Raw genomic sequence first — 23779 nt, forward strand, 5'->3', positions numbered from 1 at the left:
CCGTTGATTGCCATGCCCCACCGTGTCCGGGAGACATGACAGACATGGCACGTCAGACATTCTGGAAAGGTTATCTCAAGCTTTCGCTCGTCACCGCCGCCGTCTCGCTGACGCCGGCGACGACCGAAAGCAACAAGGTTCGTTTCCACGTCCTCAATCGCCAGACGAAGAACCGCGTCGAAAGCCGCTATGTCGACAGCGTCACCCACAAACCGGTGGCCGAGAGGGACCAGGTGAAGGGTTATCCGCGCGGCGAGGATGACTATGTTCTTCTCGAAGACGAGGAGATCGAGGAAGTCGGGCTCGAAAGCACCCGCACCATCGAGATCGACAATTTCGTGCCGCGCGGCTCGATCGATTGGATCTGGTACGACAAACCGCATTTTCTGGCGCCGGAGGACAAGGTCGGAGTGGAAGCCTTCTGCGTCATCCGCGAGGCGATGAAGGCGAATGACGTCGTCGGCATCGCCCGCCTTGTCCTCTATCGCCGCGAGCGTGCGGTGCTGCTGGAACCGCTGGGCAAAGGCATCGTTCTCTGGACCCTGCGCTATGGCGACGAAGTGCGGGACCCCGTGGCCGAACTCGACAGCAAAACTGAAATCGACAGCAAGCTGCTTGCGCTGATGACGCAACTGGTGAAGGAAGAGACGAAGAATTGGAGCCCGGCCATGGTGCAGGACCCGATTCAGAAACGCCTGAAGTCGATGATCCGCGGCAAGCAGAAGAGCATGAAGAAGGCGGCGCCTGCGCAAAAACCTGCACCGGTGAAATCGACCGGCAACGTCATTAATATCATGGATGCGCTGAAAAAAAGCCTGGCGGCCGAAGGCGGCCAGAAGCCGCGCCAATGAAAAAGTGGCCAGAGATTTCGGGAAACTGCATATATAAATCAAAGATTTAAAGCGCGCCGCGGGAATCCACTTTGACGCGCTTGAGTCCGGCGGCTTCGCCGGCGCGACAAACCGATGCATTCGCGCGAGGTCGGGTGCGCTTGAGATTGCCCATCGCCCGCCAGGGTCGAGGCCATCTCAGCTTGCCTTCTTGCTGCGGCTGTCGCTGCGCGCCGGTGCCTTCTTCTTCGCCAGGGCCTTCTTTGCTGGAGCGTTGCCGCTCATCTTGGCGCTTTGGCGCAGCGCTTCCATCAGGTCGACGACCTTGCGTTCCGGGGCCGGTTTCTTCTTCGGTGGCGCCCGGCCCTCGATCTTCGCCTTCACCAACTCGACGAGGGCGGCTTCGTAGCGATCTTCGTATGTGCTCGGTTCGAAGCTGCCTTGTTTGGTGCCAATGATATGGCCCGCAAGCGCGATCATTTCCTTGTCGAACTTGATGTCGGGAATGTCCTCGAAAACCGTCTCGGCCGAGCGCACCTCGTAGTCGAAATTCAGCATCGTCGCGACGATGTAGTCGTCATGCGGACGGATCAGCAGTGTCCGGTTGCGCCGGAAAAGCACGGCTTCGGCCAGCGCCGCGACCTTGCCGTCACGCATGCCCCTGGCGATCAGCGACAGCGCCTCTTCGTCATGTTCGTCGACGGGCGCGAGATAATAAGGGCGGTCGAAATAGAGCTTGTCGATATCGTCATAGGCGATGAAAGCCTTGATATTGAGGACCTTGTCGCTTTCCGGCATGATTTCGGCGATCTCGTCGCCCTCGATGACGATGTAATCGCCATTCTCCATCTGGTAGCCCTTGACCTGGTCGCCCCGCTCGACCGGCTTTCCGGTCTCGCTGTCGACGAATTGCCGTTCCACCCGGTGGCCGGTCCTGCGGTTGATGATGTTGAAGGAGACGCGGTCGGAGGAGGAAACGGCGGTGTAGAGCCCGACGGCGCAGGCAAGGTCGCCCACCTTCAGATGACCCTTCCAGCTTGCCCGAGCGGCCATTCCATCCTCCGTCGCAATCAGAGCCGGCTGCCGCTCTTGTCGGTTTCGAGTTCCTGAAATGCCCAGCCACGGCCGTCGGGCGCGGGATAGGCGAGCAACGCATCGCCATCGCCGATCTTCTGGCGCGATGCGGCGTCCTTGGCATGGATGATCGCTTCATCCGCTGTCGCATAGGTTTCCGAAAGTGTGTCGCCGAGCTTGTAGGCCCAGCCATTGTCATGCGGCACGACCTGATAGGTGATATCGGCCATTTCGGATCTCCTCTTCTCACTCAAATAGGGTGCATGATGTCGTCGGCTAGTTCCGATTTGCTTTGCGCCGTTCATCGAGCGCGATGATCTTCTCCAGCGAGGCGATATCCTCGCTGGTGACGACGGGAACCGGATCAGCAGCGATGGCTTCCAGCACTTCCTGTGAGACGGCGCCATTTCGGATCGCCCATTCCAGCGTTTCGCGGGTTTCCCGCTCGGCTTTCAGCTGCGCATAGAGCGCAACGATCAGCCGATCGCGAGCATCCATCCGCCGGCCTTGGTTATCCATGCTGCGGACGTCAGGCATCGCAATCCACCTTTGTCACTGATTTCGTTCAGGTGTATTCAACTGATGACGGATCGAAAGGTTCCGAAACCGATGGGCCGCCGCTTGCCATTGCCGCCTCAGGCGGAAATTACTATCTGCAACATGTTCGCCAGAGGATTTCAACATGGCCGATCTCAAGGCTCGTCCCCGCCCGACCGGCGCCACCGCCGTTCTCGGCCGTACCGGTTTCCCGCACGTCACCTCCGCCACCAAGGGCGAAATAGATATCGTCACCGGGCCGTCGCAGCCGGGTTTCAATCCGCTCGATTTGCTCTATTCCTCGCTCTCGGCCTGTCTGGTGCTCAGCGCCCGCATCGCCGCCAGCCAGATGGGCATTCTCGACAAGATCAGCGAGATCACTGCCGAGGTCACCGGCGAGAAAGCGACGGAAGGCCTTTCGCGCGTCGCCAAGTTCAACATCGCCTTTTCGATCAAGGGCGATATCGACGAGGAAACCCGGCAGAAAATTGCCCATGCCGCCGAAGACGAGATCTGCACCGTGAGCAACACCATCCGCGGCAATCCCGAGTTCTCGACGACGATATTGGGGTAAGGCTAAATCTACATAATAATTATAGACAATCGAGAGCGGAGGATTGCGTGACCAATGCCCGGCTTCTATGCTCGGGCATCGAAAGCAATGATCCCGGCCACCATGCAGCCCAAGCCTCTCCCGACGTCTGAACAGCCCGTCGTCGCCATCATCGGCGGCGGTGTCTCCGGCGCCGGCGTCGCCTATCATCTCGCGAGAGCCAACTGCGGCGAGCGCCCTGCCATCGTGGTTTTCGAGCCGCGTGCCGAACTCGGCCGCGGCCTTGCCTACGACACGGCCGATCCGGCCCACCGCATCAATGTTCCAGCCGCCAAGATGAGCCTGCAGCCAGATGACCTGGGCGAATTCCTGGCCTGGATCGAAGTCCGCGATGCGGTCGCCGGCGACCCTGAGGCCAGGCAGCCCGATGGCTCGCTCTTCCCCCGGCGCCGGCTGTTCGGCGATTATGTCGCCTCGCTGCTGAAGCCGCTGCTGGAAGACGGTAGCGTGCGTCATTGCCGCGCTGCAGTGACGGCTGTCGAACGCTGTGCCGGCCGCTGGTCAATCCGCGACGACAGAGGCGGCGTGACGAAGGCCGATATCGTCGCGATCGCCACCAGCCATCCGCCGCCGACAGCCCCAGGCCGGCTTGGGAGCCGGCTTGCTGCCCATCCCCGTTTCGTCGCCGATACCACCAAGCCGAACGCGCTCGACGTGATCCGCCCGCATGACCGGGTGCTGGTCATTGGCAATGGCCTGACGGCCGCCGATGTCATCGCCTCGCTGGCGCAGCGCGGGCATGACGGTTCGGTGACCGCGATCTCGCGCCGCGGGCTGCGGTCTCGCGGCCATCCGCTGGTACCGCAGGAACTCTTCGGCGATTTCGTCTCCAGTGCAGCCCATTCCGCCGTGTCGCTGCTGAGAGGGATCCGTACCGCCATAGGTGCGGCGAAGGCGCAGGGCATAAGCTGGCATGGGGTGATCGACCAGGTGCGGGCGCAGGGATACGATCTCTGGCAGGCGCTGCCGGTCGCCGAACGACGCCGTCTCGTCCGCCATCTGCGTCCCTATTGGGATGTGCATCGTTTCCGGATCGCCCCGCAGGTCGAGGCCGTGCTCGACGCAGCTGTTACCTCGGGCCGTCTGGATATCCTGGCCGGCTCGGTCGCCGATGCGCGCATCGAGGGCGAGCTCATTCTTTGCTCCCTGCAGCCGCGTCATCAGCGCCAGCCGTTGGAGCGGCGCTATGACGCCGTCGTCGTCACCACCGGCCCGGCGCATGGCGGTATTCTCGACACCCAACCCTGGCTCGCAGCACTCGCGGCGAACGGTCACCTGGCGCTCGACCCGACCGGCCTCGGCCTTGCCTGCACCGAGCGCTCGGAGGCGATCGGCCCGTCAGGAAAGGTAGATCCCTCGCTGCTGATCTCCGGCCCGCTGGCGCGCGGTACATTCGGCGAGCTGATGGGACTGCCGCAGGTGACCGAGCATGCCTTTTTCGTCGCCGGCGAGATTGCCGAAAAGCTGCGGACCAGCGCGACGAATAGGCATCCTGCCTGATTTTCCACCAATATGTCGCTCTTCGACTGTCCCCGGTGATCGACTTCTGATAGTCCCTCGGCCATCACTGCATAATTCCTTAAATCGAAGGCGATTTAAGGATAAAATTATGCAGCAATTTAAAGTGTTACAGCGTCCTTTGCGCGTCTGAAAAGACGCGCGGCGCTGTAATATCCCGCCGGCCCGGCATTCGGGCGACCAGAAATATCGAGACCATGTCGCAGGCCGCCCCCACCCTTTCCGAAGCCTCGCCTTCCAATCGTTTCGCCCTTGCGGCGCTCCTTCTCGGCGGCGCGGCGATCGGCGGCTCGCCGATCTTCGTCAGGCTGTCCGAAGTCGGACCGATGGCGACGGCCTTCTGGCGTGTGGCGCTGGCGTTGATCCCGATCGTCATCGTCTCGCTGCTGAAGAAGGAAAGGGGGCCGAAGCCGCAAAGCCTTTCCGACTACGGCATGCTCATTCTCCCAGGCGTCATCTTGGCGCTTGACCTTGCCGCCTGGCATCTTTCGCTCACCATGACGTCGGTCGCCAATGCGACTCTGCTTGCCAACCTCGCACCTGTTTTCGTCACGCTGATTGCCTTCGTCTTTTTCAGCGCGCGGATCAGCCGCGGCTTCGCGCTCGGGCTTGTCCTTGCGCTCTCAGGCGTCGTCATTCTGAAGGGCGGACCGGCAGCCATCGGCAATGGCGACCTTCGCGGCGACGGCATCGCGATGATCGCCGCCTTCTTCTATGCCTGCTACATCCTTGCGATCGGCAGGCTGCGCAGCCGCTTCGATACGCTCCGCATCATGCTGTGGAGCACGACCTGCGCTGCCGCCTGCATCTTTCCGATCGGCCTGATCTACGAGGGCCATATGCTGCCCGCGACCGTCTATGGCTGGTCGATCGTCTTCGGCCTCGCCTTTATCAGCCATGCCGGCGGACAGGTGGCGATCACCTATGCGCTCGCCTATCTGCCGCCGGCCTTTTCCTCGCTGACACTGCTGCTGCAGCCGGTCGTTGCGGCAATCCTGGCCTGGGCGCTGCTTAACGAGGCGATCGGAACGATGCAGGCGCTCGGCGGCGCCGTCGTGCTGGCCGGCATCATGATTGCCCGGACATCCCGCGTTCAGGTGTGAAGCCGCGGCAGATCAGCGGTTTTCCTGCAGCAGCCATTTCTGGATGATCGGAATGTCGGCATCGCCGAGATCGTGGCCGCCGGGGATGACGTCGGAATCGACGGTGGCGCCCGAACTCTTCAGCCTCCCTTCCAACTCGCTCGCATATTTGCCATAGGCATCCGTCTTGCCGCTGATGACGAGCAGGTCCGTGCCTTTCAGATCGGCATGCGGATAATCGCTGAGCACAGGCATGGAACGCAGCAGCACGGCCTTGTGAACCAGGTGCGGGTGTAGGTAGAGCAGCGAGTTTAAAAGGTTGGCGCCATTGGAATAACCGACATAGACGACCTTCTGAGGATCGAGCCCGTAGGATTTGACGGCGCCCTCGATAAAGGCCGCGAAGGCCTCCGCCTCGGTCTTGATGTCGTTCTGGTCGAAGGAGAAGGGCGTAATGCGCTTGTACCAGCGCGGAAAACCTTCCTCCGTCGCCCGGCCGCGCACGCCGAGCAGCGTCGCCCGCGGCGCCGCTTTGTTCAACAGTGGCATCAGCGTCGTCTCGTTGCCGCCGGAGCCGTGCAACAGCACGAAGACGCTGCCGTCGGGATCGGGGGGCGTATAGAAACGGTGGACGAATGGCAGCTCGCGATAATTGACACGCGGCTGGCCGGGCATCGAAAATTGCGGCAGCATCACCTTCAGGTCGTGAAGATTGGTGATGGCTTCGGGCGGTGCGAACAGCTTCCCCCCGAGGGCGGCCTGCTCTTCGTCCACGGTCATGCCGGGCTTGTCGGTGGCGAGCTCCACCAGCGTACCGCCGGGCTCGCGGGCATAGAGCGAGCGGAAATATTTACGGTCATGCATGTTGGTCGGCGATGCGTCAGTCGCCTCCAGAGCCTTGCGAACGACAAGCAGCGTCTCCTCGTCGGCGGCGCGGAAGGCGACGTGATCGACCGTCCCGGTGCCTGGCGCGCCGGACCAGAAGCCGCGCGCATCGCGCACGTCGATAATGTCGCCGGATTGCGACACCAGCCTGTCGATCGTGCCGCGGCTGGCCTGGAAGCGGTAACCGAAATGGCTCTCGAGGAAGCTGCGGCTTTCGGTGGGCTTCTCCGTCAGCATGGTTGCGCCGCGCACCCGCTGGATGGCATGCTCGACCGGGATCGAGGCGCCGTCCCAGGCGGCCGGCGATACCAGGCTCTTTGCGCCGGCGAGCTTGAGGATGATGTTGTCAGGGTCCTTCAGCCGTAGGACAGGCTCGCCGAATTCGTCGGCCGGTCCCTCGGAGCTGAGGCCGAAGCTCATGGCACGCGTCAGCCAGTAGCCGATGCTGGTGGGGTTGATCGACAGCGATATTTCGCTGATCTGGCCATAGCCGGCCCGGCCGGGCGCACCATCTTCCCAGGCGAGGAAGGTCAGCAGCGAACCCGGCGTCCCCTCTGCATCGCCATAGAAGAGATGAAGCTGCGTCGCGTCCTCGTAACCGGCTGTCTGCTTGACGAGCCGCATGCCGAGAAATCCCGCGTAAAAGTCCACGTTCGCCTGCACCTTTCGGGTGACGGCCGTGACGTGATGTATACCTGATACCATCGAGAGCAGTCCTGATTGAAGCGGCGTCGTCAGGAGCGCGAGTATGAGAGCTGCGAAGGTCATACCGTTGCCAATGACGATCGCTTAGTTTTGTTCCGCACAAAGCGCAAGCGAATCGCCGCGCTGCAACAACTCCAAATTCTCGACATCTTCGAGTGCCTCTTCTAGTTGCTGCAGGGTCGGCGGCTTGACCATATAGGCGCGCGCACCGAGATTTCTGGCCCGCCGCATGTCGCTCTCGTCGCTTGATGTGCTGAGGATGCAGACGGGAATTTGCTTGAGGCGCACGTCGGCTGAAAGCGCATGCAGCACCTCGAAGCCGTCCATGATCGGCATGTTGATGTCGAGCAGCATGAGGTCGATCTGCGGCAGATCGGCAATGCCGGCGCGTTCTTCGAGCAGCCGCATCGCCTCGCGCCCGTTGGTGGCGACATGCAGGTTGAAGTTCACCTTCTCCCTCCGCATCAGCTTGATCTTCAGAAGTTGAATGTCGGCCGGGCTGTCTTCCACCAGCAGCACTTCGGCAAGCCTGCCCGAACCTTCGGCTTGCTGCTCCGCCGGCCTTGTGCTGTGCGGCACGGCCGATGCGGCTGATGGCACGGGCCTCGCCTCGGCGAGCGGCACTTCGAGAATGAAGGTGGCGCCCGGCCCATTTTCTGCCTCGCACCAGATCGAGCCGCCATGCATCTGCGCGATGCGGCGGCAGATGGCAAGGCCGAGCCCGGTGCCTTCGATGCCACGGCCGACGAGACGCTTGAACGGCTGGAAGATCAGTTCGCGGTGCTCGGGGTCGATGCCGGGCCCGTTGTCACGCACCGTGAGGCGGCAGGTATCGCCCTGCGCTTCGCCTGTGATGCTGATCTCCGGAACCTTCTGCTCGCAATAGCGGATGGCGTTCGACACCAGGTTCTGCAGGAGCTGGGTCAGCAGCGTCGCATCGCCCATGACCTCGGGCAGCGCCCCGCGGATGATGACGGCTCCACGGCTTTCGGTCTGCTGGCGCAGATTGTCCTCCACCTGGTCGAGCACATCAGAGAGCGAGACCGGCCTGAGCTCCAGTCCGCCGGAGGCCTCGAGCTTGGTGAAGCCCGAGACCTTGACGATCAGGTCTTCCATATGGTCGGCCGCGCTGAGCACGTAATCGAGCAATTCCCGGTCTTCGGCCGGCAGCGCCGCAGAACCGTGCAGGATGCGGGTGAAGGATTTGATCGTCCGGAGCGGCTCCTTCAGATCATGGGCCATGGCGCGGGTGAAAATCTCCAGCGACTGCCGCTTCTGCTCCAGTTTCGCCTCCAGCATGCCGTGCATGATGGCGTTCTGAATGCAACGATGCAGCGTCTCGGGCGAAAGCGAATCCTTTGTCAGATAGTCGCGTGCCCCGCTCTTCATCACCTCCACGGCCACGGTCTCACTGCCCTGGCCGGTCAGCATGATGACGTTGGCGGCGGGATCATCCTCCAGGATATCGGCAAGAACGCCGAGCCCGTCGCGCCCAGGCAGCGAATAGTCGAGCAGGATGCAGTCCGGCCGTTTCCGGCCATTCAGCGCACGGCCCTCTTCGCCCGTCTCCGCCTCCACGACGGTATAGGCAGTGCTGGAAACGCGGCCCAATATGCGGCGATAGACCTCGAGATCGTCGATGTTGTCGTCGATGATGAGAATAGAGCAGTGTTCCGCCAATCTGTCAGTCCTCGAGTGGCAGGATCGCGATTTCGAACCAGTATTCCTTCAGCCGCTGGATCGCGGCAAAGAGCCCGTCGAGATCCACCGGCTTCTGCACATAGGTATTGGCGCCGAGCGCGTAGCAGCCTTCGATATCGCGTTCGTCGTCGGAGGTCGTGAGGATGACCACCGGGATCTTGCGCCAGCCGGCGTTCGACTTGATCGCCTCCAGCGTCTTGCGGCCGTCAAGACCCGGCATGTTGAGGTCAAGCAGGATCAGCCCCGGTTTCGGCACCATCTCGGCGAGCATGTCGAGCGCTTCCTGACCGGAGGCCGCCCAGCGGATCGAGTTGCGCAGATTGGTGCGTTTGAAGGCGCGCATCGTCGCTTCGAAATCGTCTTCGCTGTCCTCGACGATCAGGATCGGTTGCGTATCACGCTGCTGCATTCTGCCCCTCGCGCTTTTTTCCCAGAGTGAAGTAGAATGTCGTGCCGGTGCCGACCTCGGATTCCAGCCAGATATCGCCATTGTGCCGGGCGATGATCTTGCGAACGAAGGTGAGGCCTGCTCCGGTCCCGTCGTCGGAATCCTGCGACTTTTCCAGCCGTTTGAAAATGCGGAAAATATCCTCGTGGAATTCCCGCGGAATGCCCTTGCCGTTATCCTTAACGAAAAACACGTTGCGGGCAACCGTGCCGTCCTTGCCGACGAACCGATCAAGATAGCCGATCGAGACGAGCGGCGCCGGCTTGTCATTGTATTTGATCGCGTTGGTAATGAGATTGCGGAACACTTCGGTCAGCCGCGTCGCGTCGCAGACCACCTCCGGCAGCCGGCCGTCGATGATCACCTTGGCGTGTCGTTCCTCGAGTAGCAACTCCATCGTCGCGACGACATCCTTGACGATCAGGCCGATATCGGTGCGTTTGACCGCCAGCTGCTGGCGTCCGAGCCGGGAGAAATAAAGAAGCTCGTTGACGAGTTTCTCCATGCGCTGGCTGAGACGCACGAGCCGGTTCAGCCGGCGCACGCCGTCCGCATCGAGCTTGTCTTCATAATCTTCCAACAGGAAGCGGGAGTGGTTGTGCAGGCCGCGCAGCGGTTCCTTGAGATCATGCGAGGCGATATAGGCGAATTCATCGAGGTCGTGGTTGCTGCGCTCGAGTTCGGCCGTATAGGCCTCAAGCTGGGAAAGCGTCGTTTTCATCCGTTCTTCCTGCCGGACGCGCTCGCTGATGTCGCGCACGATACCGACGAAGGTCTTCGTATGGCCGGTGACGACGGCGCTGATGGAAACGTCGATCGGAAAGACGATGCCGTTCTTGCGTCGTCCGGAGACCATGCGCGTCGTGCCGATGATGCGCTCGTCGCCGGTCTGCCGGTAGTGGGCGAGATAGCCGTCATGCTCGGAATGGTAGGGTTCGGGCATCAGCATCTTGATGTTCTTGCCGATCGTCTCCTGCGGGGAGTAACCGAACATGCTTTCAGCCGCCGGATTGAAATTCCTGATCGTTCCACGCTCGTCGATGACGACGACGGCATCGGGCGTGCCGCGCACCAGCGCGCCGAAGCGGACGCGCTCGGTTTCGAGGTTATAGTTGTTGCGCATGAAATAGAAGACGAGGATCGCGATCAGCCAAAGCGTGGCAGCCGTGATGGCACGGTTGGCGATTTCCTGCCAGAACGCCGCCTCGTTATGCTTGACGGCGAAGAAGCCGAGCATCAGGAGCACGGTGCAGGCAAAGGCGAAGAAAAGCGGCGCGTTCCGGTTGCCGAACCAGAGCGCCGTCAGCACCAGCGGTACGTAGAGAATGCCGTTGGCGACACCCAGCGGCGTATAGAGATCGACGAGAAGACCGGTGAAGCAGACCGCAGCCGGGATCCAGAGCGGGATCTGTGCCCGGTTTGCCGGCTGCATCCACCAGGAGCGGGCGAGAAGCCCCGAGCCGAAGATTACCATGCCGGCCGCCGTGTGCAGCGCCATCGCCGCATAGGGGCCCCAGCGGTAGCCCTGTTCGGCATCGGTGACATAGCTGGCCAGCGCGATCATGCCGAGCGTGATAACGACATAGCTCGTCAATTCCTGCACCACCTGGCTTCTCGACTTCTCCACCTGGAGCGAGAGCAGCAGCGAAAGATTGGCAATCAGGAAGACCAATGCCGTGTTCGGCCCCATGCCGCCGCCGATCTCGGCGAGGAAATCCGGCGAAACCAGAAAGCGCGAGATCAGCACGTCGACATTGTGAAAACTCCGCCCGATTGTGACGATTTCGACGAGGCGGGCCGCGGCGATCGCCGCCGCAAGCCCCATCGTGATCGCTGCCATTATTCGAAAACGGCGGGCGGCCAGTGTCGAGGCGGCCAGCCCTGCGCCGGAAAGCACAAAGCAGAGCGCGGTGTTGAAAGCCATCGACGGAAAGCCGGGAACCAGCGAGATGACAATCTCGGCCTGCAGCAGCCAGCCGGTAAGCGCCGTCGCGCCGAGAAGCAACATCAGGCAGCCGACGGCAATCGCAAAGGCTCGGTAGTGCTGTCTTGGCTGGTCCTGCAGGTCCACGTTGCCCTGATCCTGCACCCCTGTGTCCTCCTTCGGTTTGCGCGGCCATCTTTTCCGAAATCGAGGAATACTCAATAGCCAAGGCAGGGCGGTGCCGCGCTTTTTGCGAAATGATTTGCGATGAGGTATATCGAATTTTAGTGGAACCGCGATATGGTGATGTCGAAGGACAGCGAGGTTCATTCGAACAATATCCAAATTACGGTGCTAGATGACCACCCTATTTTATGTCGACGACAGCAAGGATGACCTCTTCTATCTCGACTATATGAGCAGAAAGCAGCAGATAGACATCGATCTATTCTGCTTCTCCACAGCCGAGACCGCGCTTGAGGCGCTGGAGACGCGCGCGGCAGAAGGCAAGACCTCGCCCGATCTTCTGGTCGCCGATCTCTACATGCCGCTCGATAGCGGCATTGGCCTGATCACGCGGTTGCGCCTGGATGATCGTTTCAAGGCGATGCGACTTGCTATCTGCAGCGGATCGGATGCTGCCGAGGACCGCGCCCGCTCACTCGATGCCGGCGCCGATGTCTATCTGGAAAAGCCACTTGACCTTGCCAAGATCATTCTCAATCTTGAGATGTAGAAAACGTCGAAAGCCGCAAGCCCTGTTTCCTCTCATTCGTCCAAGCCATCTGACAAACCGCAATTGACAAGGTCGAGGACGCATCACAAGATGCAACCGAAGCGAAGAATATGGAACGCGAAATAAGCGCTGAGAGAACCGATCAACCCGCGTTCGCCGCCACGAACATCAGCCAACCCCTTAGCTGAATGGGTCATCGGCTCTCTCGCGCTTACGTCTGGCACTGCCTTCTCGCATTCATGGATGTTGAATGCAGGAAGAATACGATACCCAGGTAAGAACTACTGCCCCTCAGTAAAATCTGCCCGTGCATCACCTGTCGTTGAGATAATTGATGATTTCCGCCTTACATATCGAAAGTCCCCGTTTTCGATATCTCTCATCAACCGTCTCGCAATTTTTGTAGCTCTTCGCGTTTAAGACGTATATCCCAAGATTTCGGGATTAGAGGCATTGGCGGGAGGAGAGGAAGAGTGGGAATGAACAATGCCCCGGCAATTCCCTTTCATGCCGGACCGGAGCTGAGCCGGGCGATCAACCGCACCGATTTTTTCCGTCTGCTGAAATCGGCGGCGCAGCATTACAACTTCGACAATTTTGCGCTGGCCCGCATTTCCGAGGCTTCGGCCCCTTTCGGTGAACGTGATGTCGTCATCACCAATGTCGCCGAGCGGCGTGTCGGCCTTTTCATCACGACGTTGAAGGAAGCGCTGGGCACCGTCCGGGCAAAGACCGCCCAGTTCCTGGCAACGCCGGTCCATGGCAGGAGCGCACAGCCGGAAGTTTATCCGTCCGATCTGGTTTTCAACGAATTCCTGAGCGGCGTCTTTCTCTTCATCCCGCTGTTTACGCCGGAAGGGCGGCGATATTGCCTCGTGCTCAGCGGCGAGCGTCAGGAGCCGGATCAGAGTGAGATCGCCGACATACTTCTCGACGCCATGCGCATTTTCGACAAGCTCTACGAGGAAATCCTGACGCCGGAAATGTCCGGACGGCTGACGCAGCGCGAATCGGAAATCGTCAAATGGACGAGCGAAGGTAAGACGTCGGCGGAAATCGCCATCATTCTCGGTCTCTCCGAACATACGGTCAATTCGCACATCACCGCGGCCGCGCGCAAACTCGACGCTGTCAACCGCGTTCATATGGTGGCGATCGCCTTGAGGAATGGTTTGGTTTCGTGAAGTTGGTTTCGGGATTGGGGAAATGAGACGATGATCACCGAAACGGGCCGGAGGAACGCCGTAAAGGTTCTCTTTGTCGACGACGAATTTATCGAATTCCGCGCGCTCAAGAAGAAGATCGCCGATCTCTCCGAGCCGGCAGTCGAGGTTGAATATTCGCCATCGATCGGTGACGCGCTGGAAAAGATCCGCTTGGCGCGCTTCGATCTCATCCTGCTCGACAATCGCCTTCTGCCCAATGCCGATTTCCGCGAGACGGTGCCGGAGCTGCGCGGCATCGGCTACACCGGCCCGATCGGCGTCGTCTCGACCGATATATCGGGCGGCTATTTCCAGGAATTCCCGGATTACGGCGTCGATTTCCGCATCGGCAAGGACGAAATCGATGCCCAGACGCTACAGCACATCATCCGCGAATATGTGACCTATGACGTCCCGGATTTCTGGAAGGACGATTATAGTATCTAACCATCAAGCGATGGGAAGGCGGATGATGAAGCGACTGCCGCTTTCATCCGAACGTTCGAGGCTGATATCGCCGCCAAGCGCCGCCAGAAACTCACGCGCCGTGGTCAATCCGAGACCGGCGCCCGGGACCGCTCCCGCCTTCGGCAATTTCCAGAACGGCTCGAATATCCGCTCTCGATAAGCCGGATCGATGCCTGTCCCATTGTCGGAAATCCGGATGAACCAGTCCGTCCGCTCGCGCTCCGCGGCAATGGCCACATGCGGCGGCGCTTCCCCGCGGTAGGTGAGGGCATTGGTCAAAAGGTGCCGCAGCACCAGACCGAGGAGGGCAGGGTCGGTACGGATCGAGGGCAGGCCGTCGCTTTCAAGCGTCGCTGCGCCGACCGCCGTCTCGTCGGTCAGTTCGCCCCAGACATTTTCGGCGAGCGCCTGCAGATCGACCTCTTCAGGCGTCACCTGAGGTGTGCCAGCGGCAAGGCTCATCAATGCCTTGGTGAGGCGCTGCGCCGTCTGCGCCTTTTCCATGATCATCCGGAGGCTCTGAAGCTGTTCGCCGTCGAGCGTCTCCTCGAGATCGTCGAGCAGCAGCTCGGCATACATGGCGATATGGCGGAGCGGTGATTGCAGGTCGTGCGAGGCAGTCGCGAGAAAACGCTTGATGCGCTCCTCGCTGTCTCCGGCAACGGTGGTTTCCGGCGGTCTTGTCGGGTTGGATGACATCTGGCGGCTTCCCCGATCTCAATTACAGCGCGCGCGTCCTTTCAGACGTACGAAGGACGCTGTAACACCTTGAATTGGCACATAATGCAGTAGCCGACAATAGAAAGAGGGCGCCGGCTGTGCAACCGGCGCCCTATCAAGGATGCGTCAACGGGATTTTAGCTCGCGGACTTGCGCGGACGACCCTGTTCCGGCGGAATGATCTCGACTGCCGCATCGGTTGCCGATGCCTTGGCATGGCGGCGGCGCCAGTCGCCAAGGAAGAGCAGGATCGGTGCCGCGATGAAGATCGAAGAGGCGCCGGCCACGAGAATGCCGAAGACCATCGGGATCGCGAAGCTCGACACAGCACTACCGCCCCAGATCGCCATCGGCACCAGCGCGAGGAAGGCCGTCGCATTGGTGTAAAGGCTTCGCGCCAGGGTCTCGTTGATCGACTTGTCGATAATCTCGCGCAGCGGCATCGACTTGTAGAGCCGCATGTTTTCGCGCATGCGGTCATAGACGACGACCTTGTCGTTCACCGAATAACCTACAAGCGTCAGAATGGCGGCGATGGCCGTCAGATTGAAGTCGAGACCGGTGATCGCGAAGAAGCCGATCGCCTTTGTGACGTCGAGCACCAACGTGACGATGGCGCCGACGGCAAACGGCCATTCGAACCGCACCCAGATGTAGATGAGCATCGCGAAGCTCGCGATCACCACCGACAGGATACCGGCCCAGGCAAGCTCGCCGCTGACCTTCGGGCCGATGACGTCGGTGCCTTCGATGGTGGCGGTTGGATCGATCTTGGTGACTTCTGCCTTCAGCTTGGTCACCGCTGCCGTCTGTGCCTCTTCGCCGCCTTCCTGCCGTTGAGCGCGAACGAGAATGCTGTTCTTGTCGCCGAAGGACTGCAGCGAGATTTCGCCGAGACCAAGCGTGTTCAGGCCTTCACGGAACGTCCCGAGGTCGGCCGGGCCGGTGGTCTTGACGGCCATCTGGATGCCGCCGCGGAAATCGACGCCGTAGTTGAGGCCCGGATGAATGAAGAGCACGATGGAGGCGATCGAAAGCAGCGCTGAAACGGTGATGCCGAAGAAGCGCGCCTTCATGAACTGGATGTGCTTGTCATAGGGGCTGAACGGGATCAGCGGCCGGATGTTCAGCACCTTGAGCTTGCTGCGGCGGGTGATCTCGATCATCGCCACACGCACGAAGGCGACCGATGTGAACATCGAAATGATCAGGCCGAGCGCCATGGTCACGGCAAAGCCGCGAACCGGTCCGGAGCCGAAAAAGAACAGGATGGCCGCAGCGATCAGGGCCGTCATGTTGCCGTCGATAATGGTCGAATAGGCACGGCGGAAACCGGTATCGATGGCGGCGAAGGCGCTCTTGCCCTTGCGCGTTTCTTCGCGGATGCGCTCGTTGATGAGAACGTTGGCGTCGACCGCAAGGCCGATGCCGAGAACGACACCGGCAATGCCCGGCAGCGTCAGCGTCGCACCAACCAGCGTTAGCGCCGAGAAGGTCAGGATCGTGTGGATCAACAGCGCGATATTCGCCAGGAAGCCCCAGGTGCCATAGAGTACGAAGATGAAGACGGCGACGAGCACAAAGCCGACGATGCCGGAATAAATGCCCATCTTGATGGCGTCGGCTCCGAGGTCGGCGCCGACGGTGCGCTCTTCGATGACCGTCAGCTTGGCGGGCAGGGCGCCAGCGCGCAGCATGGCGGCCAGCGTCGTGGCGCTATCGGCCGAGAAACTGCCGGAGATTTGACCGGAACCGCCGGTAATCGGCTCGCGGATAACAGGCGCGCTCAGCACCTTGTCGTCGAGGACGATGGCGAAGGGATTGCCGACGTTCTGGCGGGTGATCTCGGCAAAGCGGCTGGCGCCGGCGCTGTCGAATCTGAAGCTGACGATCGGCTCATGCGTGTTCGGGTCGAAGCTGACGCGGGCATCCGAAAGGCGGTCGCCGGAGATTTCGACGCGGTCGAGGACCGGAAAGGACCGGCCTTCGTCGTCCTTCAGCATGGTCACGCCGGGTCCGGGCGCATTGTTCGGCGACAGCATGTGGAACGACATTTTGGCGGTGGAGCCGAGAAGTTCGCGCAGGCGTGACGGATCCTGCGCGCCCGGAAGCTGGACGAGCACGCGGTTGGCGCCGATGCGCTGGATGGTCGGCTCGGAGACGCCGACCTGGTCGACGCGCTGGCGGATGACTTCGAGGCTCTGCTGGACGGCATTGTCGACATTGGCGGAGATGCCGGCCGGCGAGAAGCCGACGGTGATGGTGGCGCCGTTCGCAGTGACGGCCAGATCGGCCTGGCCGGCGCTGAGGCCGGTGCTGATCGGGTTGGCAAGCGTCTTGAGTTCGGTGACGGCAGCATCGCTCTGCGCGGCATCGGCAAGCGTCACGACGATCTGGTTCTGGCTGCGGACCACGGCCTTCGGCTGAATGCCCTTTTCGCGCAGCACACGGCGCGCGTCCTGAAGCAGCGATTGCAGCCGCTCCTTGGTCAGGTCGGCTTCGTCGACTTCCAGAACGAGGTGCGAACCGCCGCGAAGGTCGAGGCCGAGCGACACCTGCTCATGCGGCAGCCAGGCCGGCACGCGCTGGAGGACGGATTGCGGCAGGACGTTCGGCAGGGCGATCAATAGGCCGAGTAGGATGATCACCGAATAGGTGATCACCAGCCATCGTGAAGTACGCATGTTGTATTCCTTGATATCGAGGGCCGGCGCTCGGGCGCTGGCGGCATGTCGTCAATGGTCGGAAGCGCCGATCGGCGCGAGCGTCAGGCAGCGACCGGCGGTGCGCGCGGCTGATGGGTCCTGGAGACTGCGGCGTGAAGCGAAGCTTCAAATGCCGGAAAAGCCGCTGATATATTCCAGCCGGCGAAGTTAAGGGTCGGAGCGGCGGCAAGGGCAGGCGATCCGCCGTCATGTGCCGTCTGCTTCGGCACAAGCTTGCGCTCCGTGGCAAGCAGCCCACGCACGGTATCGCGCGCAGTCAGCTGCGGCGGCTGAGGATCTCGACCGGAAGAGGAAAGCGTATTGGCGGCCGCCGCCGGCGAGATCACCAGATTGCCGCCGAAAAGCAGGCCAAGATAGGCAAGGACGGCGACGAGGACGGAAGCGGCGATACGGCTCGTCAGACGGTGCTGTTCCAGCTCCATCTTCTCCGTCCCGGCGATGTCACTCCCGTATCGGCTCAAAAGCGCGCCAATCTCTCATTCTCTTTCCGGCGGAGGGTCATCCGTCGGGGCAATTGTATCAGGCCCATGGCTGTCTTCATAGGGCACACTCTCATGATGCACTTGGGCGAGCCGGTCAACCATGCCAAGCGCAATTTCACGCTCGCCCATGATGACGGTGTCGGCGCCATATTGCTTCAGCTCATCGACTTCGGCGTCGGAATGGGCTCGGGCGACGATGAGGATCGATGGGTTGACGCTGCGTGCCTGCTCGGCGATGCGGCAGGCCTCGAAGGCGTTGGGGATGGCGATCGCAATGCTGCGGGCGCCGGAAAGATTGGCTAGGTCGAGCGTTTCCCGCATCACCGCATTGCCCGCCAGAGTTTCGATGCCCTGCGCCTTCAGCTCGCCGATGCGCTTGTCAGAGTCCTCGATGACCAGAAAAGGTGTGGCTGACGACTTGAGATTCTGTCCGACGATGCTGCCAACCCGCCCGTAGCCGACGAGAATGGCGTGGCCGCGGAGAGCGGTCGGGTGCACCTCGTCATCTTCGGGCGGTATCTCCTCCGGCGCTGCTATTGCATCTGCAGCGGGAGCAGGGTCTGCCGCGACGTCTTCGCGCTTTGCACCATCCAGCAGCGGCCGCATGCGGTCGCAGAGGAAGAACAGTAGCGGATTGAGGATGATCGAGATGATGGCGCCGGCAAGGATCAGATCGCGGCCTTCCTCCGGCAGCAGCCCCAGTTCGACGCCGAGGGCGGCGAGGATGAAGGAGAATTCGCCGATCTGGCCGAGGCTGGCCGAAATCGTCAGCGCCGTACTGAGCGGCTTCTTGAAGGCGAGCACGATCAGGAGCGCGGCGACGGACTTGCCGATGACGATGATGAAGATGGTGGCGAGGATCGGCAGCGGCTTGTCGATCAGGATGTTCGGATCGAACAGCATGCCGACCGAGACGAAGAACAGCACGGCGAAGGCGTCGCGCAGCGGCAGGCTTTCCTGTGCGGCGCGATGGCTGAGCTCGCTTTCGGCAAGCACCATGCCGGCAAAGAAGGCGCCGAGCGCCAGCGACACGCCGAAGAGCTTCGCCGCTCCGAAAGCGACACCGAGCGCGATCGCCAGCACGCCGAGCCGGAAAAGCTCGCGCGAACCGGTATGGGCGATGCGATGCATCGTCCAGGGAATGAGCTTGCGGCCGAAGACCAGCATCAGCGCCACGAACAGCGCCACCTTCACCAGCGTCATGGCGATCATGCCGCCGATGCCGAGATCGAGGCCGAACAGGCGGCTGAGCGCGGCTGAGAGCGGCTCGACGGGAGCGTGCCCCTCACCGCCGATGCTGGCTGCGGCCGGGATCAGCACCAGCGCCAGCACCATGGCGAGATCCTCGACGATCAGCCAGCCGACGGCGATCCTGCCGCGCTCGGTCTCGACCAGGCGCCGCTCCTGCAGCGCCTTCAAGAGCACGACGGTGGAGGCGACCGAAAGCGCCAGGCCGAAAACCAGGCTGCCGCCGGTCGGCCAGCCCATGAAGGCGCCGAGCCCCCAGCCGAGCAATGTCGCAAAAGCGATCTGCACGATCGCGCCGGGCACGGCGATGCCGCGCACCGACAGCAGGTCTTTCAGGGAAAAATGCAGCCCGACGCCGAACATCAGCAGGATGACGCCGATTTCGGCCAGCTCCGGCGCAAGGTTCTGATCTGCCACATAACCTGGCGTATGTGGCCCGACGAGCACGCCGGCGATCAGATAACCGACGAGCGGCGGCATCCGCAGCCGATGGGCGAAGGCGCCGAAGATGAAAGCCAGCACGAGGCCGCCGACGATTGTCGAAATCAAGGGCGTATCGTGTGGCATTGTTGTCTCCCGATCTGGAAATCCCGATTGTAATATGACATATATGGTCTATATCGACCAATATGGGCAACTCGAAATCATGGGTCAAGGCGCAAGAGAAACAATTCTCACTCCCGCTCTCTGCCGCGCGGCGCGCGGCCTGCTCGACTGGACTCAAACCGATCTTGCCGACAGGGCTGCCGTCTCGCGCAGCACCATCCGCGACTATGAGGGCCGGCACCACGACATCCACCGCGCGACGGAAGCGCAACTGCGCCTCGCCTTCGAGGAAGGCGGCGTCAAATTCGTGGAGATCCAAGGGGCAGGCACCGGCGTTTACCTGCCGACTGCATAAAATGATGCAGCAATTCAAAGTGTTACTGCGTTGCGCCTCTGAAAAGAGGCTTGGTGCTGTCATCGGGCAGACTGAACACGCTCAGGGTGCCAGGCAGGCGGCAGAGACCTTGTAGATGGAAAGTGTCTTACCCTTGTAGTTGCCCTCCGTCGGCTGCCAGTTCTTCAGCACCTCGGGCGTCTCGGTGGCGCAGGTGAAGGCCCCGTCCGTCAGGAAAAGCACCTTGCCGGTGATGTCGGCGGGCAGAGCGAATTCCTGCTCGTAATAGCTCTCCGGAAGGCCCGCCGGCGCCCGCGCATAGATCCTGTAGGATGCATCGCGCAGCGTGTAGAAAAGATCGGCGACCATATCGCGATTGTCGGTGACGATGATGTCGGTGCCGGCCTGAGCTGCGAGTGCGGCGGTCTCGCGGCTGACCTCGGCGCGGCCGAGATAGCGCTTCATCAGCGCGTCGCCGTTCGGCAGCAGCAACTGATGCGGAAAGATCGTCGCCAGCGGAAAGAGCAGGCTGGCGATGCCGTTGATGGTCAGCGACAGCCTGAGCCCCTTCGGCCACTTCAGGTAAAGCAGCCAGACGGCAAGGATGGTGCCGGCGACATAGGCAGTCACCGCCCAGTTGGCATAGGCCTTGGCGACCGTCGCCTGCAGCGTGATGAGCACGACGACCGGCATCGACAGCCAGACCAGCATCTTTTCCCGATCGTCACTCCTGCCCTTGATCATGCGGTAGACCGCCCAGAGCATCGCGAAGAAGATGATCGGCCCGACCACGCCGAACTGGGCGGCGAAGAATTCAAGCCCGCGACGGAGATTGATGCCGAGTTCGCTCCAATGGGCGATATCCTGCGTATGCCGCACCGTCGTGTTGTCGTGCTGCAGGTTCCACCAGAGGTTCGGCAAGGCGACGACCGCCGCGACCGCGACCGCGATGATGAAATCCCGGATGGCGATGCGCGCCGCCGGAATGAGGAGGAGGGCAAGCGCTCCGCCCGGAACGACGAACAGCACGGCATATTTCGTCAGGAAGGCGAGGCCGACGCCTAGGCCCATGACGAGCGCCAGCCCGACCGAGCGCCGCTGGGTCAAGCCGAAATAGGCAAGCAGCGCGATCGCGATGAAGAACAGCAGGATCACGTCGGTCGAGAAGAACACCGAAGACAGCGCGACGCCCGGGAGGGTGATATAGGTGGCGCCCGTCCAGCCTTGGATCTCCGGCCCGACGAAACGTTTTGCCGTCTTCATCAGCACCAGTGCCGCCGACATGTGGATCAGCGGTCCGAGCAGCCTGATCCAATAGATGGCGTTGGAGCCGGAAAGCTCGGTCATCGCCCGGATCACCCACGCAATCATCGGCGGCTTGGAATAATAGCCGAGGTCGAGGTTTTGCGACCAGAACCAGTACTGCGCCTCGTCGACGAAAAGGTCCGTCGTATCGAAATTGAGCATGACGACGCGCCAGAGCGTGAAGCCAAGAACGATGAGGAGACCAGATCTGGGGGACATGAACCGATAGTTCCGCTGACATGAAAGGCGCGAGTGCGATACACCAAAGGTGCCGGACTGCCAACGGGGAAGGGTGGGTCTAGCGCATCGGCCCGAAAATCGATTCCGATTTTCGGAAAGCACGATGCGTAGATTCAAAGTGTTAGAGCGTCCTTTGTGCGTCCGAAAGGACGCACGGCGCTCTAAAGCATGTCGCGCAAGACTGTGCAGCGGTTTTGCGACAACGACATGCGCAAAACAAAGAGCTAAAGCGCAAGGAGGTATCTGAAAGATTGCGACGCGCTTAGAACACCCGAAGGGCGCGGATGTCGCGGTTTGCGGCGATGGAATCGAGGCGAGCGACGGCTGCAAGCAGCGTCATTGCAATCAAGCAGGCACCCAATCCGAGAACAATCATTGCTCTGTCCTTGTCGACGTCATGTCTTGGTTATCGACCGGCATATAACACGGAGCTTGCGTGTGCCTTGTAGCAGCCATGCAACTCCGCAACAGTATTTGCTGCGAACTCCCTTGAATTGCTTCAAAAGCCTGTCCTTCGAAAGGCTTATTAACCTTCAAGCAAGGAATTAACCATAAACATTGATGTACACGTCGGAATGGGAAGATGCACTCGTTCCCACCAGGCATGACGCCGTCCCGCCGTACCGGGTTGATCCGGTATCCATCTCTTCAGACAGCTCCGAAACATAGCTGATCAGAGGGTTTCGATCCGCCGGTTGTAACCGGTGGTGAGGACCGTCTCCACGCTTCGCGTTCATCGGATGCTGCACAAGTTTTTGGCCGGGCCTTCGCCCGGAAGTGGTTGGGGACAGGCGTTGAGGCAGGACATGCCATCAGATCAGGCTCGTGGAGCGCAGGCAGGCAGCTTGCGCGACCGCCTGCGCTTTGCCGGTCTCGATACCGACCAGTGCGAGCTGGTGCGCCGTAACCGACCGGCGCTCGAAGCGCATCTGAAGGCGGGCCTCAGGGATCTCTTCCACCGATTCCAGTCATTCCCCGACGCCTCGCGCAATTTCGAGAGCGAACGCCAGGTCGAGCGTCTGCACGATCTGCAGTCCTCGCATTGGGACGTGCTGACGGATGCGCGGTTCGACAGCCTCTATGCCGAGCGAGTCAAGGTTCTCTCCGATACCGAAAGCAAGATGGGTCTTGACCCGCGCTGGCACGTGGCCGGCCATGGCGTCATGCTGGAGCATGTCGTTTCCGGCCTCGCCGAGCAGATTGCCGGCCGTCCGCTGCTGCCGTCGGCCAAGCGCCGCACCCGCGAAATCTCCGACCTGATGACGGCGATCATCCGCATCGTCATGGTCGATGTGGAAATTGCCGTCTCGCTCCGCTTCAATGCGCTGCGCGCCGGGGAGCAGCGCGCGCTCGCCGATCAGCGCGCCGCCAACGAGGCCGAGATCATCAGGATCTTCGGCGATGTCATCGAAGGCCTGTCCGCACGCGACCTGACGCGCCGCGCGCCTGTCGACGGCGACGGCGCCTATGGCGGGATCGCCGCGGCGCTGAATGGCGCGCTGGACGGCCTCCAGGCCGAATTCACCGCTATTACCGAGCGCACGGTCAAGGCCGAAGCGGCGACAGGTTCGCTTGCCGGTCTGTCGCGGCAGTTCGCCGGCACGGCGTCCGGCCAGGCCGATCGGCTGCAGCTTTCCGCCGCTGCCCTTGCCGGCATCGCCGGCAGTGTGCGCGATGGTGCTGCTGACAGCCGCGCTGCCGAACAGGCGGCCGCCACGACGCGCGCTGCCGCCGAGGAAAGCGGTGAAGTCGTCGGCCGCGCGATCAGCGCCATGGCCGATATCGAGCAGTCGGCCGAAAAGATCGGCCAGATCATCGGGGCGATCGACGAGATCGCCTTCCAGACCAATCTTCTGGCGCTGAATGCCGGCATCGAAGCCGCGCGCGCCGGCGATTCCGGCCGCGGTTTTGCCGTCGTCGCCCAGGAAGTCCGCGCCCTTGCCCAGCGTTCGGCCGAAGCCGCCCGCGAGATCAAGACGCTGGTGACGACGACCAAGGCGCAGGTCGACGCTGGCGTGCAGATGGTCGGCCGCACACAGGATTCGATCGGCAGCATCGTGCGCCAGGTCACCGACATCAACGCCGCCATATCAGGCATCGCCACCCGAACCGGCGAACATGCCGCAAGCCTCGACAGCGTGACATCAGACGTCAAGGGCCTGGGTGGCGAGGTGGCCGATAGCGCCGGCCTTGCGGAGCGCTCGGCCGAAGGCGCCGACCACCTCCACAGCGTCATTCTCGAGCTCGGCCAGACGATTCGCGAATTCCGCATCGCCCGGGAAAACGCCACTGCCGGGCGCCCTGCGCCGGTGCGCGTGACACCGCCGCGGGCCCTTGAGGGCGCTACCCGCCCGGCACCGGTCGTGGACGAATACGAAAATGACGATTTTGGCCTTCCGCAAGCGTTCGCAAGCGTCGGAGGTGGGCGGAATGTTTACTAACCTATCGGATG

At 61.7% G+C, this 23779-nt stretch carries 21 protein-coding genes; 9 read left to right on the plus strand and 12 right to left on the minus strand.

The features are described 5' to 3' along the window. Positions 1–44: 44 nt before the first annotated feature. Positions 45–851 (plus strand): non-homologous end joining protein Ku, encoded by an 807-nt coding sequence (gene ku / locus AC245Y_RS01565; protein ID WP_017992922.1) that lies wholly within the window; start codon positions 45–47, stop codon positions 849–851. A gap of 177 nt (positions 852–1028) precedes the next feature. On the opposite strand, the gene ku (AC245Y_RS01570) is transcribed toward ku (AC245Y_RS01565), so the two are convergent. Genes ku (AC245Y_RS01570) through AC245Y_RS01580 form a run of 3 tightly spaced genes read right to left on the minus strand, consistent with a single transcriptional unit; the run spans position 1029 to position 2441 of the window. Beyond that, the gene (ku, locus tag AC245Y_RS01570; RefSeq protein WP_012756026.1) at positions 1029–1883 is read right to left on the minus strand and encodes a non-homologous end joining protein Ku; all 855 of its coding nucleotides are present in this window, start codon (positions 1881–1883) and stop codon (positions 1029–1031) included. A 17-nt stretch (positions 1884–1900) separates the two neighbouring features. Continuing rightward, complete coding sequence (locus AC245Y_RS01575) at positions 1901–2134, minus strand: DUF2188 domain-containing protein (RefSeq protein ID WP_012756027.1); 234 nt, start codon at positions 2132–2134, stop codon at positions 1901–1903. 46 nt (positions 2135–2180) lie between these two features. After that, positions 2181–2441, minus strand: a complete 261-nt coding sequence (locus AC245Y_RS01580; protein ID WP_011650444.1) for a hypothetical protein — start codon at positions 2439–2441, stop codon at positions 2181–2183. A gap of 145 nt (positions 2442–2586) precedes the next feature. Between AC245Y_RS01580 and AC245Y_RS01585 the strand changes: the two genes are divergently transcribed. From AC245Y_RS01585 to AC245Y_RS01595, 3 genes are all read left to right on the plus strand, one after another. Beyond that, on the plus strand, positions 2587–3015 hold the full coding sequence (locus AC245Y_RS01585) for an OsmC family protein (RefSeq protein ID WP_017992924.1): 429 nt from the start codon (positions 2587–2589) through the stop codon (positions 3013–3015). Between the two features lie 54 nt (positions 3016–3069). Next, positions 3070–4554, plus strand: a complete 1485-nt coding sequence (locus tag AC245Y_RS01590) for an FAD/NAD(P)-binding protein (protein ID WP_017992925.1) — start codon at positions 3070–3072, stop codon at positions 4552–4554. 215 nt (positions 4555–4769) lie between these two features. Next, positions 4770–5675, plus strand: coding sequence for a DMT family transporter (locus AC245Y_RS01595; RefSeq protein WP_012756031.1), 906 nt, complete (start codon positions 4770–4772; stop codon positions 5673–5675). Positions 5676–5687: 12 nt separating this feature from the next. Here the strand turns inward: AC245Y_RS01595 and AC245Y_RS01600 are convergent, their stop codons facing one another. The 4 genes from AC245Y_RS01600 to AC245Y_RS01615 are packed head-to-tail and all read right to left on the minus strand — an operon-like array spanning position 5688 to position 11647. Then, positions 5688–7307: a VOC family protein gene (locus tag AC245Y_RS01600; protein WP_017992926.1), complete on the minus strand. Its 1620-nt coding sequence runs from the start codon at positions 7305–7307 to the stop codon at positions 5688–5690. A gap of 21 nt (positions 7308–7328) precedes the next feature. Continuing rightward, positions 7329–8924 carry a response regulator gene (locus tag AC245Y_RS01605; protein WP_012756033.1) on the minus strand — a complete coding sequence of 532 codons (1596 nt, stop codon included), beginning with the start codon at positions 8922–8924 and terminating at the stop codon, positions 7329–7331. Between the two features lie 4 nt (positions 8925–8928). Beyond that, the gene (locus tag AC245Y_RS01610) at positions 8929–9354 is read right to left on the minus strand and encodes a response regulator (protein WP_003545468.1); all 426 of its coding nucleotides are present in this window, start codon (positions 9352–9354) and stop codon (positions 8929–8931) included. Next, entirely contained in the window at positions 9341–11647 is a 2307-nt protein-coding gene (locus AC245Y_RS01615) for a sensor histidine kinase (RefSeq protein ID WP_017992927.1), read from the minus strand. Before AC245Y_RS01615 ends, AC245Y_RS01610 begins: the two co-directional genes overlap by 14 nt. A 28-nt stretch (positions 11648–11675) precedes the next feature. Here AC245Y_RS01615 and AC245Y_RS01620 point away from each other — a divergent pair, with 28 nt between their 5' ends. The 3 genes from AC245Y_RS01620 to AC245Y_RS01630 all read left to right on the plus strand — a co-directional run bounded on the left by AC245Y_RS01620 (position 11676) and on the right by AC245Y_RS01630 (position 13705). After that, a complete protein-coding gene (locus AC245Y_RS01620) occupies positions 11676–12053 on the plus strand; it encodes a response regulator (RefSeq protein WP_012756035.1) in 378 nt (125 codons plus the stop codon). 479 nt (positions 12054–12532) lie between these two features. Next, positions 12533–13237 (plus strand): helix-turn-helix transcriptional regulator, encoded by a 705-nt coding sequence (locus AC245Y_RS01625; RefSeq protein ID WP_012756036.1) that lies wholly within the window; start codon positions 12533–12535, stop codon positions 13235–13237. 30 nt (positions 13238–13267) lie between these two features. Then, a complete protein-coding gene (locus AC245Y_RS01630) occupies positions 13268–13705 on the plus strand; it encodes a response regulator (protein WP_003556461.1) in 438 nt (145 codons plus the stop codon). 3 nt (positions 13706–13708) lie between these two features. Here the strand turns inward: AC245Y_RS01630 and AC245Y_RS01635 are convergent, their stop codons facing one another. The 4 genes from AC245Y_RS01635 to ybaL form a co-directional block, all read right to left on the minus strand. Beyond that, on the minus strand, positions 13709–14425 hold the full coding sequence (locus AC245Y_RS01635) for a sensor histidine kinase (protein ID WP_012756037.1): 717 nt from the start codon (positions 14423–14425) through the stop codon (positions 13709–13711). 158 nt (positions 14426–14583) lie between these two features. Then, positions 14584–17130: a protein translocase subunit SecD gene (gene secD / locus AC245Y_RS01640; RefSeq protein ID WP_012756038.1), complete on the minus strand. Its 2547-nt coding sequence runs from the start codon at positions 17128–17130 to the stop codon at positions 14584–14586. Between the two features lie 83 nt (positions 17131–17213). Continuing rightward, positions 17214–17594: a hypothetical protein gene (locus tag AC245Y_RS01645; RefSeq protein ID WP_012756039.1), complete on the minus strand. Its 381-nt coding sequence runs from the start codon at positions 17592–17594 to the stop codon at positions 17214–17216. A 54-nt stretch (positions 17595–17648) separates the two neighbouring features. Beyond that, complete coding sequence (gene ybaL / locus AC245Y_RS01650) at positions 17649–19469, minus strand: YbaL family putative K(+) efflux transporter (protein ID WP_012756040.1); 1821 nt, start codon at positions 19467–19469, stop codon at positions 17649–17651. Between the two features lie 34 nt (positions 19470–19503). Between ybaL and AC245Y_RS01655 the strand changes: the two genes are divergently transcribed. Then, positions 19504–19803, plus strand: a complete 300-nt coding sequence (locus AC245Y_RS01655) for a helix-turn-helix transcriptional regulator (RefSeq protein ID WP_012756041.1) — start codon at positions 19504–19506, stop codon at positions 19801–19803. Between the two features lie 81 nt (positions 19804–19884). Here the strand turns inward: AC245Y_RS01655 and AC245Y_RS01660 are convergent, their stop codons facing one another. Continuing rightward, positions 19885–21306 (minus strand): ArnT family glycosyltransferase, encoded by a 1422-nt coding sequence (locus AC245Y_RS01660; protein ID WP_017992928.1) that lies wholly within the window; start codon positions 21304–21306, stop codon positions 19885–19887. 827 nt (positions 21307–22133) lie between these two features. Here AC245Y_RS01660 and AC245Y_RS01665 point away from each other — a divergent pair. Beyond that, positions 22134–23768: a globin-coupled sensor protein gene (locus tag AC245Y_RS01665; RefSeq protein ID WP_032996231.1), complete on the plus strand. Its 1635-nt coding sequence runs from the start codon at positions 22134–22136 to the stop codon at positions 23766–23768. The last annotated feature ends 11 nt before the right edge of the window (positions 23769–23779 follow it).

The organism is Rhizobium sp. SRDI943 (genome assembly GCF_057653695.1).

What these genes read in the sequence shown, in the direction of transcription:
- AC245Y_RS01615 (WP_017992927.1), bottom strand. Translation starts at nt 11,647, where the DNA reads ATGAACCTCGCTGTCCTTCGACATCACCATATCGCGGTTCCACTAAAA.
- AC245Y_RS01625 (WP_012756036.1), top strand. Translation starts at nt 12,533, where the DNA reads ATGAACAATGCCCCGGCAATTCCCTTTCATGCCGGACCGGAGCTGAGC.
- AC245Y_RS01655 (WP_012756041.1), top strand. Translation starts at nt 19,504, where the DNA reads ATGACATATATGGTCTATATCGACCAATATGGGCAACTCGAAATCATG.
- ku (WP_012756026.1), bottom strand. Translation starts at nt 1,883, where the DNA reads ATGGCCGCTCGGGCAAGCTGGAAGGGTCATCTGAAGGTGGGCGACCTT.
- AC245Y_RS01600 (WP_017992926.1), bottom strand. Translation starts at nt 7,307, where the DNA reads ATGACCTTCGCAGCTCTCATACTCGCGCTCCTGACGACGCCGCTTCAA.
- ku (WP_017992922.1), top strand. Translation starts at nt 45, where the DNA reads ATGGCACGTCAGACATTCTGGAAAGGTTATCTCAAGCTTTCGCTCGTC.
- AC245Y_RS01610 (WP_003545468.1), bottom strand. Translation starts at nt 9,354, where the DNA reads ATGCAGCAGCGTGATACGCAACCGATCCTGATCGTCGAGGACAGCGAA.
- AC245Y_RS01590 (WP_017992925.1), top strand. Translation starts at nt 3,070, where the DNA reads ATGCCCGGCTTCTATGCTCGGGCATCGAAAGCAATGATCCCGGCCACC.
- AC245Y_RS01575 (WP_012756027.1), bottom strand. Translation starts at nt 2,134, where the DNA reads ATGGCCGATATCACCTATCAGGTCGTGCCGCATGACAATGGCTGGGCC.
- AC245Y_RS01645 (WP_012756039.1), bottom strand. Translation starts at nt 17,594, where the DNA reads ATGGAGCTGGAACAGCACCGTCTGACGAGCCGTATCGCCGCTTCCGTC.
- AC245Y_RS01635 (WP_012756037.1), bottom strand. Translation starts at nt 14,425, where the DNA reads ATGTCATCCAACCCGACAAGACCGCCGGAAACCACCGTTGCCGGAGAC.
- AC245Y_RS01630 (WP_003556461.1), top strand. Translation starts at nt 13,268, where the DNA reads ATGATCACCGAAACGGGCCGGAGGAACGCCGTAAAGGTTCTCTTTGTC.
- secD (WP_012756038.1), bottom strand. Translation starts at nt 17,130, where the DNA reads ATGCGTACTTCACGATGGCTGGTGATCACCTATTCGGTGATCATCCTA.
- ybaL (WP_012756040.1), bottom strand. Translation starts at nt 19,469, where the DNA reads ATGCCACACGATACGCCCTTGATTTCGACAATCGTCGGCGGCCTCGTG.
- AC245Y_RS01580 (WP_011650444.1), bottom strand. Translation starts at nt 2,441, where the DNA reads ATGCCTGACGTCCGCAGCATGGATAACCAAGGCCGGCGGATGGATGCT.
- AC245Y_RS01585 (WP_017992924.1), top strand. Translation starts at nt 2,587, where the DNA reads ATGGCCGATCTCAAGGCTCGTCCCCGCCCGACCGGCGCCACCGCCGTT.
- AC245Y_RS01665 (WP_032996231.1), top strand. Translation starts at nt 22,134, where the DNA reads ATGCCATCAGATCAGGCTCGTGGAGCGCAGGCAGGCAGCTTGCGCGAC.
- AC245Y_RS01620 (WP_012756035.1), top strand. Translation starts at nt 11,676, where the DNA reads ATGACCACCCTATTTTATGTCGACGACAGCAAGGATGACCTCTTCTAT.
- AC245Y_RS01595 (WP_012756031.1), top strand. Translation starts at nt 4,770, where the DNA reads ATGTCGCAGGCCGCCCCCACCCTTTCCGAAGCCTCGCCTTCCAATCGT.
- AC245Y_RS01660 (WP_017992928.1), bottom strand. Translation starts at nt 21,306, where the DNA reads ATGTCCCCCAGATCTGGTCTCCTCATCGTTCTTGGCTTCACGCTCTGG.